At 38.0% G+C, this 18,219-nt stretch carries 14 protein-coding genes and 1 riboswitch; of the genes, 1 reads left to right on the top strand and 13 read right to left on the bottom strand.

Annotated features, from left to right (window positions below; translation table 11 throughout):
• Positions 1 to 234 precede the first annotated feature (234 nt).
• A riboswitch (cobalamin riboswitch) is annotated at positions 235 to 430 on the bottom strand.
• Between the two features lie 53 nt (positions 431 to 483).
• The 12 genes from ACZLXV_RS04410 to ACZLXV_RS04355 form a co-directional block, all read right to left on the bottom strand.
• The gene (locus tag ACZLXV_RS04410) at positions 484 to 618 is read right to left on the bottom strand and encodes a GHKL domain-containing protein (protein ID WP_482382615.1); all 135 of its coding nucleotides are present in this window, start codon (positions 616 to 618) and stop codon (positions 484 to 486) included.
• Positions 619 to 633: 15 nt separating this feature from the next.
• A complete protein-coding gene (gene pflA / locus ACZLXV_RS04405) occupies positions 634 to 1,386 on the bottom strand; it encodes a pyruvate formate-lyase-activating protein (protein WP_482382614.1) in 753 nt (250 codons plus the stop codon).
• A 294-nt stretch (positions 1,387 to 1,680) separates the two neighbouring features.
• Entirely contained in the window at positions 1,681 to 3,924 is a 2,244-nt protein-coding gene (gene pflB / locus ACZLXV_RS04400; protein ID WP_482382619.1) for a formate C-acetyltransferase, read from the bottom strand.
• A gap of 276 nt (positions 3,925 to 4,200) precedes the next feature.
• On the bottom strand, positions 4,201 to 6,105 hold the full coding sequence (locus ACZLXV_RS04395) for a methyl-accepting chemotaxis protein (protein WP_482382613.1): 1,905 nt from the start codon (positions 6,103 to 6,105) through the stop codon (positions 4,201 to 4,203).
• A gap of 48 nt (positions 6,106 to 6,153) precedes the next feature.
• Positions 6,154 to 6,690 (bottom strand): chemotaxis protein CheW, encoded by a 537-nt coding sequence (locus ACZLXV_RS04390; RefSeq protein WP_482382612.1) that lies wholly within the window; start codon positions 6,688 to 6,690, stop codon positions 6,154 to 6,156.
• A 17-nt stretch (positions 6,691 to 6,707) separates the two neighbouring features.
• Positions 6,708 to 8,891, bottom strand: a complete 2,184-nt coding sequence (locus tag ACZLXV_RS04385) for a chemotaxis protein CheA (protein WP_482382611.1) — start codon at positions 8,889 to 8,891, stop codon at positions 6,708 to 6,710.
• Positions 8,892 to 8,951: 60 nt separating this feature from the next.
• On the bottom strand, positions 8,952 to 9,347 hold the full coding sequence (locus ACZLXV_RS04380) for a response regulator (protein ID WP_022225520.1): 396 nt from the start codon (positions 9,345 to 9,347) through the stop codon (positions 8,952 to 8,954).
• Positions 9,348 to 9,475: 128 nt separating this feature from the next.
• Entirely contained in the window at positions 9,476 to 10,501 is a 1,026-nt protein-coding gene (locus ACZLXV_RS04375; protein ID WP_482382610.1) for a protein-glutamate methylesterase/protein-glutamine glutaminase, read from the bottom strand.
• Between the two features lie 42 nt (positions 10,502 to 10,543).
• Entirely contained in the window at positions 10,544 to 11,350 is an 807-nt protein-coding gene (locus ACZLXV_RS04370) for a CheR family methyltransferase (RefSeq protein ID WP_482382609.1), read from the bottom strand.
• Positions 11,351 to 11,378: 28 nt separating this feature from the next.
• Positions 11,379 to 11,867, bottom strand: a complete 489-nt coding sequence (locus ACZLXV_RS04365) for a metallophosphoesterase (protein WP_482382608.1) — start codon at positions 11,865 to 11,867, stop codon at positions 11,379 to 11,381.
• Positions 11,868 to 12,464 carry an XTP/dITP diphosphatase gene (locus ACZLXV_RS04360; RefSeq protein ID WP_482382607.1) on the bottom strand — a complete coding sequence of 199 codons (597 nt, stop codon included), beginning with the start codon at positions 12,462 to 12,464 and terminating at the stop codon, positions 11,868 to 11,870.
• On the bottom strand, positions 12,461 to 13,294 hold the full coding sequence (locus ACZLXV_RS04355) for an N-acetylmuramoyl-L-alanine amidase family protein (protein ID WP_482382606.1): 834 nt from the start codon (positions 13,292 to 13,294) through the stop codon (positions 12,461 to 12,463). The genes ACZLXV_RS04360 and ACZLXV_RS04355 overlap by 4 nt, the downstream gene beginning before the upstream one ends.
• Positions 13,295 to 13,441: 147 nt before the next feature.
• On the opposite strand from ACZLXV_RS04355, the gene ACZLXV_RS04350 reads away from it, so the two are divergent.
• Positions 13,442 to 16,342, top strand: a complete 2,901-nt coding sequence (locus ACZLXV_RS04350; RefSeq protein WP_482382605.1) for a DUF8487 domain-containing protein — start codon at positions 13,442 to 13,444, stop codon at positions 16,340 to 16,342.
• Between the two features lie 154 nt (positions 16,343 to 16,496).
• Here ACZLXV_RS04350 and ACZLXV_RS04345 read toward each other — a convergent pair whose 3' ends face one another.
• Complete coding sequence (locus ACZLXV_RS04345; RefSeq protein ID WP_482382604.1) at positions 16,497 to 18,173, bottom strand: ABC-ATPase domain-containing protein; 1,677 nt, start codon at positions 18,171 to 18,173, stop codon at positions 16,497 to 16,499.
• Between the last annotated feature and the right edge of the window lie 46 nt (positions 18,174 to 18,219).

Genomic DNA, 18,219 nt, shown 5'->3' with positions numbered 1-18,219 from the left:
ACACCTGCATAGCAGGTGGTTTTTTTATTTGCTCCATTCCATTTCTCCTCCAAGAGAAACTACATTTCGCAAATTAGGCCTTTAGGCCATACAATAAAAAACAGATAAAGATTTCTCAAAAAGAGATTTCTTTATCTGTTTTTCGCATATATTAAAATCGGTCAATTTTTATACAACAAAAAAACACCATTTGCTCTGACACTTCCCACCGAAGCATTCTATATAAGTCAAATAGCAGAAATCCCCTTGTCAGCAGGTCTCCTGGCTTGAACTCGCCTGATTTTTTAACCTTCCCATGATAAAATCACAGTGGCGTAACACAAAAAATCATCCTTCTTACAGTAGCGGGGGCTGCTGCAGCATCTCACTGCATTCCCTTTTAAGTCTGTCCCTTTAATCATCCTTAACGGCTGACAAAGTACAGCTCACTGACAATAACATCAAAAGTATAACATACATACACAAAATTTTATATATATCTTTTCAACAATAATTATCGGTATAAAGTATAATCCTTATGCAAAACTCCCTATCATCATATTCGGTTTTAACTTCACCGTTGTACTTTTCTACCACATCTTTCACGCTGTTTAAACCTATTCCATACTCCATCTTCATAACCTCTGCACCTGTTTATTTTATATGAAGTATTTCTTTCGCTCTCTCGACCTGTTCTTTTGTTGGCGGCTCCACATCATCAAGACTGTATTTATAGCCAAGTTCCTTCCATTTGAATACTCCGAGTGTATGATACGGAAGTATCTCGACTTTCTTCACTGTTTTTAATTTTGATATAAATTCGTAAAGTCTTTTAAGATACTTTTCATCATCGTTTATCCCCGGAACAAGTACATGTCTTATCCACATGTCTTTGCCCTGCTCTGAAAGATATTCCGCCATATCAAGTATATTTTTATTTGTAAAACCTGTGAGTTTTTTATGCTGCTCATCATCAATGTGCTTTATATCGAGCATAAACAAATCAGTATATTTTAAGAGTTCATTAAACTTGTCAAAAAACTCACCTTCTCTTGTAAACGGATTGCCTGCAGTATCAAGCGTTGTGTGAATGCCATCCTGTTTTGCAAGCTTGAAAAATTCAATCAAAAAGTCAATCTGTAAAAGAGCCTCACCGCCGCTTACCGTAATTCCGCCTGTTTTTCCCCAATAACTTTTATATCTCTTAGCTTGTTTTAAAAGCTCCTCCGGTGTTTTTAAATTGTCGTAATCCTCTCCCGGAAGTTTCCACGTATCCGGATTGTGACAATATTTACAACGCATATTGCATCCCTGTAGAAAAACAAGGAATCTCACGCCGGGTCCATCAGCCGAACCAAAACTTTCTATTGAATGTATTCTCGCATATACCTGTTTATTTTCTGACATCTGCCTTGCAAACCTCCTTATTTCTAAATATAAAAACTTGTTTTTATATTATATAAATACTCGTTTTTATTATAACAGATTTACAATAAAAATATAATACGAGTATTGATGTTTTATTATTATTTGATTACTTCAGACTAACAATCCTTTTCACCAAAAACGCTGCCCTCCATAAAGGAGTGACAGCGTTTTTATTTTTATTCAAATAATATGATATTTGGCTCAAAAAGTATTTTGCCCCTTGCATCATACTATTTATTATACCCTTTAATATCTTAGTTTCCGCTTAATCAATTACATATGGTCATGGCATGTTCTTGCTATTACATCGAGCTGCTGCTCTCTTGTAAGGTCGATGAACTTAACCGCATATCCTGATACACGGATTGTGAAGTTTGCATATTCTTCTTTCTCAGGATGTTCCATAGCATCGATAAGCTTCTCTTTACCAAATACATTGACATTGAGATGATGTGCTCCCTGATCAAAGTATCCGTCCATTACCTGAACAAGGTTTGTTATCCTCTCTCCATCCTCATTTCCGAGTGCTCCCGGATTGATTGTCTGTGTATTTGAAATACCGTCGAGTGCCCATTCATATGGAAGTTTTGTAAGTGAGTTGAGTGATGCTAAAAGTCCGCTCTTCTCAGCACCGTAACTTGGGTTTGCTCCCGGTGATAAAGGTTCTCCTGCTTTACGTCCGTCAGGCATAGAACCTGTTGCTTTTCCGTAAACTACATTTGATGTGATTGTAAGAATTGATGTTGTAGGCTCTGAACGTCTGTATGTGTGATGTTTCTTAATCTTGTCCATGAAGGTTCCGAGAAGCCATACTCCGATTTCATCTGCTCTGTCATCATCATTACCGTATCTAGGGAAGTCTCCCTCGATTTCATAATCTTTTACAAGTCCGTTCTCATCACGGACTGTCTTAACCTTTGCATATTTGATAGCTGAAAGAGAATCTATTACATGAGAAAATCCTGCGATACCTGTTGCAAATGTTCTCTTTAAGTCTGTATCCATAAGTGCAAGCTCTGCTGCCTCATAATAATACTTGTCATGCATATACTGGATAAGGTTAAGTGTGTTTACATAAAGGTCTGCAAGCCAGTCCATCATTTCATCGTATCTTTCCATAACCTCATCATAGTCAAGATATTCTGATGTGATAGGTCTGTACTTAGGTCCTACCTGATCACCTGTCTTTTCATCAACACCACCGTTGATAGCGTAAAGGAGACACTTAGCAAGGTTTGCTCTTGCTCCAAAGAACTGCATCTCTTTACCTGTCTGTGTAGCTGATACGCAGCAGCAGATAGCATAATCATCACCCCATACAGGTTTCATTGCATCATCGTTCTCATACTGGATAGAGCTTGTTGTAATAGAAATCTTAGCTGCATATCTCTTAAAGTTGTCAGGAAGTTTTGATGAATAAAATACTGTAAGGTTTGGCTCAGGAGCAGGTCCCATGTTCTCAAGTGTGTGAAGAAAACGATAATCAGTTTTTGTAACCATTGAACGTCCGTCAACACCTGTTCCTGCGACATCAAGTGTAGCCCATACAGGATCTCCTGAGAAGAGTTCATTGTATGATGGAATTCTTGCGAACTTAACCATTCTGAATTTCATTGTCATATGGTCGATAAGTTCCTGTGCCTCTTTCTCTGTAAGGATACCCTTCTTCATATCTCTCTCGATATAGATATCAATAAATGTTGACACACGTCCTACAGACATAGCTGCACCGTTCTGTGTCTTTATGGCAGCAAGATAACCAAAGTAAATCCACTGAATTGCTTCTTTTGCATTTTTAGCCGGCTCTGAAATATCAAATCCATAAATTTCAGCCATCTTCTTCATGTTCTCAAGTGCACGAATCTGCTCTGCAATTTCTTCTCTGAGACGGATAACTTCGCCTTTCATGCTTCCGCTTCCACATTTGAGTTTGTCTTTCTTCTTTTCCTCGATAAGGAAATCAATACCGTAAAGAGCAACTCTTCTGTAGTCACCTACGATACGTCCACGGCCGTATGTATCAGGAAGTCCTGTCATAATCTTGTTGTGGCGGGCTTTAATCATTTCCGGTGTATATGCATCAAATACAGCAGTATTATGAGTTTTGTGATATACTGTGAAAATCTTTTTAATCTCAGGGTCTACTTCATATCCGTATGTCTCACAAGCCTGAACCGCCATCTTTATACCACCATAAGGCATAAATGCACGTTTTAAAGGCTTATCTGTCTGAAGTCCTACTACCTTTTCCAAGTCTTTTAATGACTCATCTATATATCCTGCATCATGCGAAGTGATTGATGATACAATCTTTGTATCCATGTCAAGCACTCCGCCTTTTGCTCTTTCTTCTTTCTGAAGTTTCTGAAGTGCTCCCCAAAGCTTATCTGTAGCTTCTGTAGGTCCTTCGAGAAATGATTCATCACCTTCATATGGTGTATAGTTGTCCTGAATAAACTGTCTGACATTGATTTCCTCTTTCCAGAGTCTTCCCTCAAAGCCATCCCATTCTTTCATCTCTACCACGATAAATTCCTCCTGTATATTGATAAAATGTATAAATTATATTGGTTATGGTATAAAATAATACTTATACCTGCAACATCTAATTTTTAACATGTAATCAGACTATAGTCAAGTATTTCTAATTAACAATTTTTCTCATATTTCTTGTTTTTATCAAAAAAAATATTCCATAAATTATCAAAACGCCTGTAAACCAAGTATTTACGGCGTTTTGATAATTTTTATTTATTAGGTTAATGAAGATATTCTCTCAAAAGCATAGCAAAATCAATATTTGCTGTAACCATTATCTTCTAACGATATAATACTTTCGTTTTCATTGAAATTGCTTTTTCCTGCAAATTCAGATGCATCAGGTATTCTGTGTATAGTATTTGACTGATTAATTGTTCCGATATTTTTTGATGCACCGAATGAATCTGCTCTCTGTGCTGTCTGGCTTCCTATAGCGATATTTCCTGCTGTATTGCCAAATTCAGCACCTGAAATTCCTGAATTATTTTTAAGGTTATAATTTCCAAGAAGAACTTTAAGGTTCTGAGCCTGATTTGAAAGCTCTTCACTTGCTGCTGCACACTGTTCGCTTGTAGCAGAATTATTCTGTACTACTGAAGAAACCTGTCCAACTGCTTCATCTATCTGCTCAAGTGCTATTGCCTGTTCATTTGATGACTCTGCTATATTTTCCACTATCTTGACAATTTCCTCAACATTTGATGCTATTGCTGCAAGCTTTGAAGATGTCTCATTCGCAATAACAGAACCATTCTGTGTTTTCTCTATTGAATCCTCTATCATCTCGGCAGTTTCGCTTGCTGCTGCCGCACTCTTTGCTGCAAGGTTTCTTACTTCCTCAGCTACAACTGCAAAACCTTTACCGTGCTCACCTGCTCTTGCTGCTTCGACTGCGGCATTGAGTGCAAGGATATTTGTCTGGAATGCTATGTCATCAATTGTCTTGATAATTTTTGAAATATTTTCTGATGCCTCTGTTATATCCTGCATAGCTGACATCATCTTGTTCATTTCGTCTGTTCCTGCTATAGCTTCTTCTTTTGCCTGATTTACAAGAGTTTCAGCTTCTTTTGCTTCATCTGCATTCTGTTTTGTTCTTGAAGTAACCTCTGAAATTGATGATGTTACCTGCTCGATTGCGCTTGCCTGTTCAGTAGACCCCTGTGCAAGTGACTGGCTTGCTATTGCAACCTGCTGTGCACCTGCACCTACCTGATATGCTGACTCCTTAATATTTCCAAGTGTCTTGTTATTTGAATCAACCATGAGTTTAAATGCATGTCCTAACTCATCTGCCTGTGATTGTGGATTTATCTGCATTGAAAGGTCTCCGTTTGCAACATTATTTGCAACTTTAACCTCTCTCTTCATTCTCTCAACAACTTCATTGAAACTGTTTATCATTTTTCCCAATTCATCGTTTGTTGTAGCATTTATCTTTTCGCCTGAGATGTCACCCTTTGATATTCTCTCTGCTCTTTCTGTAAGTGCATTGATTGGTCTTGTGATATATCTTGTATATGTTGCCGCAATAGCTAAAAAGAATATCATGCATGCTACTGTTATAATTCCAAGAGTAACACTTGATCGTTCATTTCTCCTTTCAACACTCTTTCTTCCCGCTTCACTTTTGTCATTGAAATATTTTGATACATTTGATACTTCCTCGTCTACATCATCAGATACAGCTTTTATGGATTTCTGATAGATATTCATAGCCTGAGCATACTTTTTCTGTGATACCAATGTAACAATCTGTTTAAATGCAGTCGTCCCATTTTCAAGAGTCTGTTGTACATTTTCAAGCGATTTCTGAGCCTGACCGTTCTTATCTGCTGTTGGAACAGATGATATAAGCTCATCAAGCTGTTTTGAACATGTATCTGATACCTCAGCAATCTGCTCTGAAAGAGCTGTAAGATCAATTCCATCATCTGCTGCATATGAATAATCAGATAATAAACTTTCAAGTTCTTTATAATTCTTTGTAAAATTTCCGATATCAATACATTTTACAGTATATGTATCATACACTTTATTATACTTGTCTGCTATTGTTCTCTGGGCATTTATTGCCATAATACTAAACGCTATCAATATTATTATGGCAACTCCATAACCTATAAAAGTTTTTTTAGCTAAACTCAAGTTCTTCATATATCCGTTCCTCCATTATCTTATTTTTATGATTATAGCTTTTGTCAGCTATTCTTCTTCCTCTGTATCTTCGTCGTCAATAACTTCTTCAGGCTCTGCATCATTTATCAGCTTGTCAGGGTCAAGTAAAAGTTTGACTTCTCCATCCACCCTGCCTATACCAAAAACATATTTTTTTGCCTGTTTTTCAAGGTCACTGACACTTGGCGGAGGGGTGATTTCTTTCTCTTCAAATGCCACAACTTCATCAATTCCGTCCACTATAAGACCTATTACCGTAGATTTTACATCTATAACAATAACACATGTCCTGTCATTGTATTCTAAAGGTTCTTTTCCAAACCTTATCCTTACATCTATAACCGGAATAATTTTTCCTCTCAGATTTATAAGTCCTATAAGGTAATCCTGTGTTTCCGGTATTTTTGTAATCTGTGACAGACCGATTATTTCATTTACATATTTGATTGAAATGCCATATATCTCATCTGCACATTTAAATGTCATATACTGCTCTTTTTCAATTTCATCCTCAAAAATTTTTTCAGCAGGTAAATCTTCTTTTTTTACATCAGTCAAATCCATTTTACACCTCCATCACATCAATTCATAACAAGTCCGCCTGTGTCAAGTATAAGACTGATACTTCCGTCACCAAGCTGGGTACATCCCGATATTCCTTTTACAGCCTTGACATAAGAAGGAATAGGTTTAACTACAATCTCCTGTTCACCTACAAGACTGTCAGCAAAGACAGCCAGTTTTCTGTCTTCGTGGTTTAAGATTATCACTATTCCGTCCTCAATCTCTTCAACTGCACCGTCAAGATGATAAAATCTGTTCAATCTTATAAGAGGATAACACTCCTGTCTTATCATCACATACTCTTCTCCGTCCGGTTCTACTATAAGTTTGTCTTTTTCAACTCGTATAAATTCGGTAACTGCATTAGTCGGTGTAACAAAATTAGTCTCTCCTACAGAGAAGATAATCCCATCTATTATCGCCAATGTAAGTGGTATCTTCATAGTCATTGTCGAACCCTGTCCCTCTATACTTTCGATATCAAGCACACCGCCGACCTGCTGTATATTTTTTACTACAACATCCATACCGACTCCTCTTCCTGAATACTCTGTAACTTTTTTCTTCGTAGAAAATCCCGGTACTGTTATAAAATTGAATATCTCTTTCTCTGTCAAATCCTTTTCTGATTTATTTCCAAGAAGTCCGTTTGCTTTTGCCTTCTCAAGAATTTCACTCTTTTTAAGACCTTTACCATTATCTGAAACCGAAATCCAGACCTGACCGCCTTCATTTTTGGCTTCAAGAACAACTTTTCCTTTTTCTTTTTTGCCAAGTGCCTTTCTGTCCTCATTGCTCTCTATACCATGGTCTACAGAGTTTCGTATAAGATGCATAAGCGGATCGGAAATATGTTCAATTATATTCTTGTCAACTTCCGTATCCTCACCTATAACTTCAAGTTCTATATCCTTGCCAAGCTTTTTTGATGTATCGTAAACTATTCTGTTCATCTTCTGGAATGTATTTTTAAGAGGCATCATACGCATTGCCATTATTGCGTCCTGAAGTTCTGATGTTATCTTTGAAAGCTGTCCGGCCGATTTTTGGAAATTGGTAAGGTCAAGACCCGGTACCTTTAAATCAGGATTCTGCAAAACAACCGCTTCCGCAATAACAAGCTCTCCTATAAGATCCATAAGAAGATCCATCTTTTTTATGTTTACACTGATGAAACTTTGTGCCTCACCTTTTTTTACACGAGGCTTTTTCGCAGCCTTTTTCTTTTTTGGTGCTTCTTTCCCACTTTCCTCTTTTGTCGCATCCTGCTTTTCAGCCTGTGCCTCTTTCTCTGCCCCCTGGCTGCCCGGCTTCTGACTGTCTACAAGTATCGTCGGCTTTTCAACCGGTGCCGTAAGCACATCACCTGCACTTGATGCAGGTTTACTCTCTGCCTCAACACAAAAGTCAAGAAATTCATCACTTGTGCATTCTTTTATTTCTATATTTTCAATACCGGCACTTGAATTTATAAGCTCTGTAATAGTCTGTGGCTCTTCCGTTGTCTGAAGGGCAATTCTGAAACCAAACTCAAGTACAACATCCGCACTGTCCGGATTTGAAATAATGTCTGACGGCGTATAAAGTATGTCCTCTGCAATTCCCTTCAATGAATTTACAGCCATATATGCTCTTATGTTCGCCATCTCAGTTTCTTTATAGTATGTAATGTAAATACTGTAAAATTTGCTGTCGTCCGAAGCAACAGGTGCTATATAAAAGTGTGGTTTTTCACTTTCCTTGGCTTTTTCCTGTTTCTCGGCTATAATCTGTCCGGCATCGACATCTGTTTTATTCTGAATTTTTTTCAGGAACTTATCAAGTTTTTCAATAAGTCCTGCGGGGTCTTCATCAGGGTCTCCGCCGTCCTTTATCTTTTCCATTTCTGCTGTTATAAAATCAGATACTTCAAGCACATCATCAACAAGTTCATCATGTGGTACACCATCGGGATGACTTTCTCTTATAAAGTAAAATACATCTTCAAGTTTATGTGCAAGTGTTGCTATATTCTGAAACATCATAACGGCTGACGAACCTTTTATCGTATGCATGATACGGAATATCTCATTTACATTGTCCTCGTCAAATTCGCCGACATCCTTACTTTCAAGACATATGTTTTCAAGATTCTCAAGCCCCTGTTCTGTTTCGAAGATGAACATATCAAGCATACCTTCGGTAATCATATCATCTCCCATAACACCCTCCTGTTCTGTCTTTTTATTACTGTTTATTCGTAATAGTTCAATATATTAAATTTAAGGGATAAGTTCCAATTTACGAAGTACACTTTCAAATTTCACCTGGTCGATTGGCTTTCCTGCATATGCTACACAGCCGAGGTCAAATGCCTTATTTACATTTGCCCCCTCATTTAAAGCCGTTGTCATAATAATCTTGGCTCTGTTATCCTCAGGTATCTTCCTTTCCTGCTCAATATCCCTTATTGCTTTAAGTGCCTGATATCCGTCAAGTGCAGGCATCATAATATCAAGACATACAAGGTCATATGGTGTTCCCGCATCAAGTGCCATAAGATAAGCATCGACTGCCTCCATACCATCTACCGTAATATCACACTCTCCAAATTTAGATAAAAACTTAAGCATAAACTTTCTGCTCGCAAAATCATCCTCTGCTATCAATATTCTCATATTTTTTTCCTCCTGTTATGTTGTATTATATTTTAAATTTAATCAATAATGATGTTTGTTTAAAACAATATTTTGACCCCGACTGATGCCAAAGATTACTTCATTGCTATCTGACTCTGACCCTTGCATCACGGTATCGTATTTAATATATTATATATCTTTGATGCCACATTTTCCAATGGTTCCTGATATTGTACTGCCCCTATATCATACGCAACTTTAGGCATTCCATAGACAACGCAGCTTCTTTCATCCTGCCCGATGGTATGAGCGCCTTTTTTTCTCATTGCGAGAAGTCCTCTTGCACCGTCAGAACCCATGCCCGTAAGTATGACACCCACTGCATCACTCGCCGCCGCCTGTGCAACCGACTTAAACAAAACATCTACCGACGGACAATGACCGCTGACTTTTTCGCCCTCGTAACATCTGACAGAATACCTGCCGTTCTCACGCACAAGTTCCATATGCTTGTCCCCCGGTGCTATAAGAACCTTACCTGTTTCTACAGCATCTCCATCCTCCGCCTCTTTTACATGAACCCTGCACTCTTTATCAAGACGTTCAGCATACATCTTTGTAAAGCCCGGCGGCATATGCTGCACTATAACCGTCCCCGGAATATTCGGATAAAAATTTTTTATCACGGCAAGTATCGCTTCTGTTCCTCCTGTCGATGCTCCTATGGCAACTATCTTGTTGTGATACTGCCTGTTTATATTGTTTGGCGTGGCAGCAATCTGTTGTTTTTTTTCCTCAGAATATTTAATATTGTAGGCTGTCTTTACCTTTGTTATAAGCTCGCTAAAAACCCACTTTCTCATCTCTTCGCTGTCCATATCATGTGGCTTTTGTACATAATCAACAGCTCCGTATTCTATATAATCAAGAACCTTATGTTCCATCGAACTTATCATTATAACTTTCATGGGATGCTGAGGAATAAGCTTTTTCATAAAATCTATGCCATTCATCCTCGGCATCTCTATATCTAATGTCATCACATCAGGATTAAATCTGATAATCATATCTCTCGCCTGATACGGGTCTGCCGCCATGGCAACAACTTCTATATCAGGGTCTTCATCAAGAAATTCTGACAGCATTCTTCTAAACACCAGCGAATCATCAACCACCAGAACTTTTATCGCCATATCTTAATCCCCCATTCATTTTTAAACTTAGTAAACATCATTCTAAACTTTCCTGTATATAGACGGCTGTACATACCTGAAACCCGACTTTACTTTGTCTATACTCTCCGTGGTTCCGATAAACAAATACCCCCCGTTTTCCATATGGTCATATATATTTCTCAACAAAAATTTCTTTGTCTCATCCTCAAAATATATCATAACATTTCTCAGAAAAACCACCTGGAATTTTCCCTTAAAAGTTATGTTATCCATAAGGTTAAAATTCTTAAATACAATCTGTTTTCTGAGTTCGTTGCTTACTTTAAAACGCTCTGCATCTATTCTTTTAAAATATTGTCTTTTCCATCTTTCGGGCAGATTTTGAATCTGTTCCTCAAGATAAATTCCAGCACTCGCTTTTTTCAATACTTCCATCGAAATATCTGTCGCAAGAAGCTGAGTGTCCCACCCGGGCTCCATGCCAAAATAATCTCTTAAAACCATAGCTATAGTGTACGGTTCTTCACCGGTCGAAGCTGCTGCCGACCATACCCTCACATCTTTGGTTGCCGCTTTGGTCTGCCGTATCCACGGCAGTACATAACGATTCATATACTCAAAGTGCATAAATTCACGCATAAAAAATGTATGATTTGTCGTGAGTATATTTACCATATCCATTGCCTGTGTTCCATCCGGCGAATCAACAATTTCTTTGATAAATTCACCATAGCTTGCATAACCGTTTTTTAACAGATGATTTTCCAGTCTTCCCTCTATCAATACACGCTTATGCCCCAGTTCAATACCATAACGGTTACGCATATATGATACTATCCAGTTAAATTCTTTTTCTGTAAGTTTCATTTTTTCTTTCCATAGTGCATATAAAATTTTACAATGTCACAAGCACATAATCTGTTCTTCCGTCGTCTTCTATATTCATAACCAAATAAGTAGGTCTGAACCCATCCTGTCTTGGTCTTGAAATACTGCCCGGATTTAGTACAACTATATTTGATTTTGTATCTATTACAGGTTTATGTGAATGACCAAACATAACTATATCTGCGCCATTTTCTTTTGCTATGTCTTTCATTGTCGGTATTCCAAGCTCACCACCATATCTGTTTCCGTGTGTTATGAAGGCTTTATGTTCTCCTATCTCAATAAGCCTGGCTCCCTGAAGTTCATTGCCGTAATCGCAATTGCCTTTTACCATCTCAACAGGACACTCTACGAGACTTCTTATGGAATCGGGACTGCATTCCATGTCACCCAGATGAATCATCATATCCATAGTGCCCCTCATGTTTTTTACTGCCTGTATAAGATTTCTGTTGTTTCCATGAGAATCACTGACGATAAGTATTTTCACAGACATCTATAAAACATCCTCCAATTTTTTATACATTGCTTTAAGAGCTCTTCCCCTGTGACTTATCTCATTCTTCTGTTCAGGTGGAAGTTCAGCGGTTGTGCATCCCCTTTCAGGCAGATAAAAAATAGGGTCGTACCCAAAACCGTTTTCGCCTTTCTCCTCATAACCGATGCGTCCCTCGATAGTTCCTCTTGTTGTAAATGTCTCTCCGTCAGGCATAACACAGGCTATGACACACACAAATCTCGCACTTCTTTCTTCACCTTTGGCATCTTTGAGCAATTCTATAATATGATTGTTTTTGATTGTGTACGGTGTATCCTCTCCCATATATCTTGCCGAATAAACCCCGGGTGCCTTGTCAAGATAATCAACCTCAAGTCCCGAATCATCAGCAATCACAATATTTTTTGTAATGTCTGCTATTGTCTTTGCTTTTATAACTGCATTTTCCTCAAAAGTTTTGCCATCCTCAACAATCTCTATGTCCTGCAGCCCCTCATCTTTAAGCGATACAAATTCTATATCATCACGTTTGATAATTTCTCTTATCTCTTTCATTTTATTCTGATTGCCTGTTGCTACTATAATTTTTGTCATGCCTTTCTTTTCCTCCTGTCAATCTCTTTAAGTGAGCTTAATATTCCTCTGTAAACTCCATCTGCTATTTCATACTGTCCCTTTGCGGAACTTATATAATTCATATCTTTTCTGCTCGACATATATCCTGTTTCAACAATAACCGCCGGCATAGATGTATGACGCAGCACAAATAAATCTTCTCTTCTTATAATCTTTCTTGCCTTATTTGAGGTTGACTTTGATACACTGCCCAATAAAATGCATGAAAATCTGCGGTTTGTCATATATCTGCTGTCACCTTTTCTTTTGGCATAAAGCGTCTCTATACCAAAAGCCTTTGAATGTATGTTGTCTGATGCATTGCAATGTATACTTACAAACAAAGCCGCCTTTTTCCCATTCGCAATGGTAACACGCCTTTTTTTAGTAACATATCTGTCATAAAGTCTTGTATATATGACATTTATATCTGTCTGGTCAAGCATTCTCTTTAACTTTTTAACTATGGCAAGATTACAGTTTTTTTCTTTGAACCTTCCATTATTTGAGCTCGCCCCCTCATCTCTTCCACCGTGACCCGCATCTATAACTATCGTATATTTTCCAAATCCCTCTGCTTTGTAAGCAGCCTCATTAAATAATGCATTTTTCTTTGTACTGTCCTGCTTTTTCTTTTCTTCCTGTACAATACTTTCTTTCCCTATATCAGCATTAATATCATCGCTGCTTTGTGAAAGCTTTGCCGTATAAATACAACTCGTAATTATCAATAGTATAAGAAGAATACAGCTTTCGACAGTAATCTTGTATTTTCCATTATTGCTCATATACTTTAAAGTATATCTCATTATAAATATGCTTGCAAGAAAAAAGCCGATTTTACTTCTTTTAATGCTGATATAAATTTTTTTATGTATTTTATGTATGCTTTTTACATTGCTTGTATTTTTTCTACATATTATAATGTTGTCATCAAAATTTAATGGAGGATTTAAATGATAAAAAGAATTGATTTATCCGGATTATGGAACTTTGAACTTGACCCGGACAAAAAGGGAATTGAGGGAAGACTCTTTGACAGGCAGAAAAACGATACAATTAATCTTCCCGGAACTACATCCATAGCCCACAAAGGAAAATACAATGACAAAAAAGAAACCGGTTTTCTTACCGACCCATATCTTTTTGAAGGCTATGCATGGTACTCAAAAGATGTACATATAGACAAAGAAGACCTTGAAAAAAATATATTCCTTTTCCTCGAAAGGACAAGACTAACTAAAATATGGATCGATGATACTTTCGCAGGTGAATTTGACAGTCTTACAACACCACATAATTATGATATTACACGTTTTGTCCGCAATACGAATTTCAGAATAACCGTTCTTGTCTCAAACGTGGATTATCCTACAAAGGGCGGTCACCTCACATCACCGGACACACAGACAAACTGGAACGGAATAATCGGTGATATTTCACTCCGCATATTTGATGATTCATATATCGCAGATATTAAAACCTACCCTGATATAGATAAAAAATCAGTAAAAGTTGTCTTAAAAACAGTCAACAATACACAGACAGATAAAAAGTTTACTTTAGATGTCAATGCATTTCTTACTGACATAAACGGTGATACAGGTGTATCTGCACCACCGGCATCATTTGATATAACCTTTATCTCAGGAACAGGCAATGCTGAATTTGAATATTTTCTCGGAGACGATGCCGCTTTATGGAGTGAATATACCCCTGTTGTATACCGTCTTGAAATCGGTATAAACGGCACAGAAGAAAAATCAAGCACTACTTTTGGTCTTAGAAAATTTTCCACTACCGAGACTAAATTCCTTATAAACGGAGAGCCGACATTTCTGCGTGGAAAACACGACGGACTTGTATTCCCTATGACAGGTGCTGTCCCTGCTACAGTTGACGAATGGATCCGTGTTATGAAGATTTCAAAGTCATACGGCATGAACCATTACCGTTACCATACCTGCTGCCCGCCGGAAGCAGCATTTATTGCCGCTGACCTTCTCGGTATATATATGGAGCCACAGCTTCCGTTCTGGGGAACTCTTACTGCACCCGGTGACGAAAATCACAACGAAACAGAGCAGAATTATCTTATCGAAGAGGGATTCCGCATGTTAGATACTTTCGGAAACCACGCTTCATATTGTATGATGTCTCTCGGCAACGAACTTTGGGGAAGTAAAGAACGCATGGCAGAAATAATAACCGGATACCGGTGTATTGATGACCGCCATCTCTACACCCAAGGGTCAAACAATTTCCAGCATACTCCTGTGCTGCTCCCGGAAGATGACTTTTTTGTAGGCGTACGTTTCAGCAAGAACAGACTTATACGCGGCTCTTACGGTATGTGTGATGCTCCTCTCGGACATATTCAGTGGGACGAACCATCCACAATGCATAATTATGATGAAGATATTGTTCCAAGTGACACCAACGACGCAAACGCTGCAGGCGAGGGCGAAGAGATAGAGATACAATACGGAACCGGAGTTAAAAAAGTCAAAGCTGCAAGTGCCGACGGCCCGCTTATCCCACATATTCCTGTTGTGACACATGAAATCGGCCAGTATGCAGTATATCCTAATTTTAGAGAGATAGACAAATACAAAGGTGTACTTAAAGCACGTAACTTTGAAGTATTCCGTGACAATCTCGAAAAGAAGGGCATGCTCAATCAGGCTGACGACTTCTTCTACACAAGTGGAATGCTTTCTGTACAGTGTTATAAGGAGGAACTTGAAGCAGCTGCAAGAAGTAATCTCGTAGCCGGTTATCAGATTCTTGACCTTCAGGATTTTCCGGGTCAGGGAACAGCTCTTGTCGGAATACTCGATGCCTTCATGGACAGCAAGGGGCACGTTACACCTGAGGAATGGGCAGGTTTTTGCTCAGATGCCATACTCTTAGCACAGTTTAAAAAGTATGTATACACGTCAGGCGAAGAATTTACGGCTGATATGGCTATCAGATACTACAATCCTGAAAAACTTGTTGATAAAAAACTCCACTGGGAGCTTATTGCAAGAGACGTAAATACATCGGATGCAACCGGATTTGCCGTAAACGGTGAGACTACAGTAGTAAAATCAGGTGACGTGGTTATCCCTGACGGCACAAGAGAACTCGCTGAACTCGGAAGTATCTCATTTACTTTCCCTGAAAGCACAAAAACCGTCATATATGACCTTGTACTTACTGTCAATGGTACAGCTTACAAAAACAAATATGAGCTTTACTGTTATCCTGCAAACGATGATGTCATTTCACTTGAAAATATAGCCAGTCTTGGCGAAGGTGACAATCAGGTATTTATAACAAATGTATTTTCAAGTGCAAAATCACTTCTAAATCAGGGCAAAAAAGTATTATTTATGCCGAATGAAGTCACTGAAAGCCTTGAAGGTTTTTACTGCACTGATTTCTGGTGCTATCCAATGTTCAGGGATATTTGTGAATGGATGAAAAAGCCTGTTGCTGTCGGAACAATGGGACTTCTTATAGATACAAAACATCCTGCTTTAAAAGATTTCCCGACACACAAATATGCAACACCTCAGTGGTACCAGATTGTATCACACAGCAGATGTGCAATTCTCGATGATGTGACAGATAAAGATTACAGACCTATCGTACAGATGGTTGACAACTTTGAAAGAAATCATAAACTCGGTATTCTTTTTGAAGGAAAAGCCGGAAATGGAAAACTCATGGTATGTACTTCAAAACTCGGAGAAATTTCTGAAAGAACAGAAGTAAAACAATTTGTAAAATCACTTGTCACTTACCTTACATCAGATGAGTTTGCTCCTGAAAACGAACTGGATATAGCTAAAATTGAAAAGATTTTTTAAAGCCCGGAAAATTGATTTTATTAAAAGCCCACTCGAACGCAACAAACTCGGATGGAACAAATAAATGTGAAACAGCCACAGATTATCACGATTTTAACGTATTCTCTGTGGCTGTTTTTTATATTTGGGATTTTGCCTTGCATCATATAAATATTTACTTCACAAACCTGTTCAGACATCCTGCTACCTCAAATCTGCGGGGTTTGCTCATGTTAGGAACACTTCCCCTGCTTGTAAGTGCAGAAACTCCCTCTGTTTCTATGAGATTTTGAACATCATCGATAAGCGTCTTTATCGAAATCTCTTTTCCCCCATACTTTCTTATCAGATATTCAAGTGTTTTTGAAATAGCAAGCATCTGTTCGGCATCCGTTATCTGTTCAAGATACCTGAGGTCTACATTTGTTTTATTATACAAAAACCCATCAGTTCCCATGACTTTGATTTTTGTCCTGTCATCCGCTTTTGGAAGTTTTACTCTCCTATTCTCATCAATTTTTATCTTTGTATCATCAGCTTTTATTTTTAACGGATATTCTGCTGCCATCTTTTTAGCTCTCTCAGTAATTTCTTTAGGGACGTATTTTTCCATCTGGATTACAGTGTCTGCAACATGGAAAAAGGCTCCACAACTTCCTGCTACAAGAATTGTCGATACACCTTTCTCACGATAAAGCGGAACCGCTCTCTTTATAAAAGGCACTATCGGCTCATCATCCGCCGATATGACACGCTCCATAAGTTCATCACGTATCATAAAGTTTGTTGCACTTGTATCTTCATCTATAAGAAGTAATTTACTTCCTGCTTCTAAAGCTTCAATTGTATTTGCAGCCTGTGAGGTTGAGCCGCTCGCATCAAGTGTTGAAAATTTTTCTGTATCCTTGCCGTTGGGCAGGTTTCTTATAAACAAACTTATATCCTCATTCGCAACACTTCTTCCATCCTCGGCACGAAGTTTCACTCCCGTTTCATCAGTTACCACATATTCTCTGCCATCTCCCACAATATGTGAATATACCGCTTTCTCAAGTGTCTGAAGAAGTGTCGATTTGCCATGATAGCCACCACCCACTATAAGCGTAATTCCTTTTTTTATTCCCATTCCTGTTATTTTTCCCTTATGTGGAAGTTCGAATGTCACACTCATCGATTCCGGTGACTTAAACAAAACAGCATTCTTCATAGGTTTCTCTGAAATGCCGCTTTCTCTTGGAAGTATTGAACCATCTGCTACAAACGCTGCAAGATTATTTTCTTTAGTTAATTCTCTCAGGACTCTCTGGTCGTCAACAAGTTCTATCTGGTCTTTCAACTTTTCTTTGTCCGCAAAAAGTTTAAATATTCCTGAGTTCTCAACTGCTTTTGGCAATAACCCAAACAATATTTTTTCCAGTTCTCCCGCATCAATAGAACGTCCTCTTGCCGGAAAGCCTACTACAAATCTAAATAAAACATCACCTGTCTTTTCATCAACATGGCACGCACTTCTTTCCATTATCTCCTGTCCCGGCTGGCTTGCCGATACCATTCCACTTTTTCCTGAACCTTTTGCCTTAAAACTGATTTTTGAAACTTCCCTGCTGAATTTTCTTAAAATAAAATCTTCTAATGCAATTCTTCTGTGATAAACATCATAATAGTTTTTCGGAAAATCTGCCGTCTTTCCCTTAATTCTGACACTCAAAGCAGACGGTGACGCAAACGGGTCTCCCTGTACATGTTCTATATTTAATGTATACTTAACAAAATCATAACTTCCTTTTAAATCTTTATAAGCAGGATACCCTTTATGGTCAATTCTTTTTAATTCATTTTTTAATTTATTCATCCGATTTTCCCTCTTTTTCCTTTTTTCACTATTTTCATATTTTTTA

The sequence above is a fragment of the Butyribacter sp. genome, assembly GCF_056818865.1.
Note: the sequence above shows the minus strand (reverse complement) of the source record. Positions and strands in the feature narration are given on the sequence as shown.

Excerpts from the sequence above, each read along its gene's own strand:
- ACZLXV_RS04410 (WP_482382615.1), bottom strand. The coding sequence starts at position 618 with ATGAAGATGGAGTATGGAATAGGTTTAAACAGCGTGAAAGATGTGGTA.
- pflA (WP_482382614.1), bottom strand. The coding sequence starts at position 1,386 with ATGTCAGAAAATAAACAGGTATATGCGAGAATACATTCAATAGAAAGT.
- pflB (WP_482382619.1), bottom strand. The coding sequence starts at position 3,924 with ATGAAAGAATGGGATGGCTTTGAGGGAAGACTCTGGAAAGAGGAAATC.
- ACZLXV_RS04395 (WP_482382613.1), bottom strand. The coding sequence starts at position 6,105 with ATGAAGAACTTGAGTTTAGCTAAAAAAACTTTTATAGGTTATGGAGTT.
- ACZLXV_RS04390 (WP_482382612.1), bottom strand. The coding sequence starts at position 6,690 with ATGGATTTGACTGATGTAAAAAAAGAAGATTTACCTGCTGAAAAAATT.
- ACZLXV_RS04385 (WP_482382611.1), bottom strand. The coding sequence starts at position 8,891 with ATGGGAGATGATATGATTACCGAAGGTATGCTTGATATGTTCATCTTC.
- ACZLXV_RS04380 (WP_022225520.1), bottom strand. The coding sequence starts at position 9,347 with ATGAGAATATTGATAGCAGAGGATGATTTTGCGAGCAGAAAGTTTATG.
- ACZLXV_RS04375 (WP_482382610.1), bottom strand. The coding sequence starts at position 10,501 with ATGGCGATAAAAGTTCTGGTGGTTGATGATTCGCTGGTGTTTAGAAGA.
- ACZLXV_RS04370 (WP_482382609.1), bottom strand. The coding sequence starts at position 11,350 with ATGAAACTTACAGAAAAAGAATTTAACTGGATAGTATCATATATGCGT.
- ACZLXV_RS04365 (WP_482382608.1), bottom strand. The coding sequence starts at position 11,867 with ATGTCTGTGAAAATACTTATCGTCAGTGATTCTCATGGAAACAACAGA.
- ACZLXV_RS04360 (WP_482382607.1), bottom strand. The coding sequence starts at position 12,464 with ATGACAAAAATTATAGTAGCAACAGGCAATCAGAATAAAATGAAAGAG.
- ACZLXV_RS04355 (WP_482382606.1), bottom strand. The coding sequence starts at position 13,294 with ATGAGATATACTTTAAAGTATATGAGCAATAATGGAAAATACAAGATT.
- ACZLXV_RS04350 (WP_482382605.1), top strand. The coding sequence starts at position 13,442 with ATGATAAAAAGAATTGATTTATCCGGATTATGGAACTTTGAACTTGAC.
- ACZLXV_RS04345 (WP_482382604.1), bottom strand. The coding sequence starts at position 18,173 with ATGAATAAATTAAAAAATGAATTAAAAAGAATTGACCATAAAGGGTAT.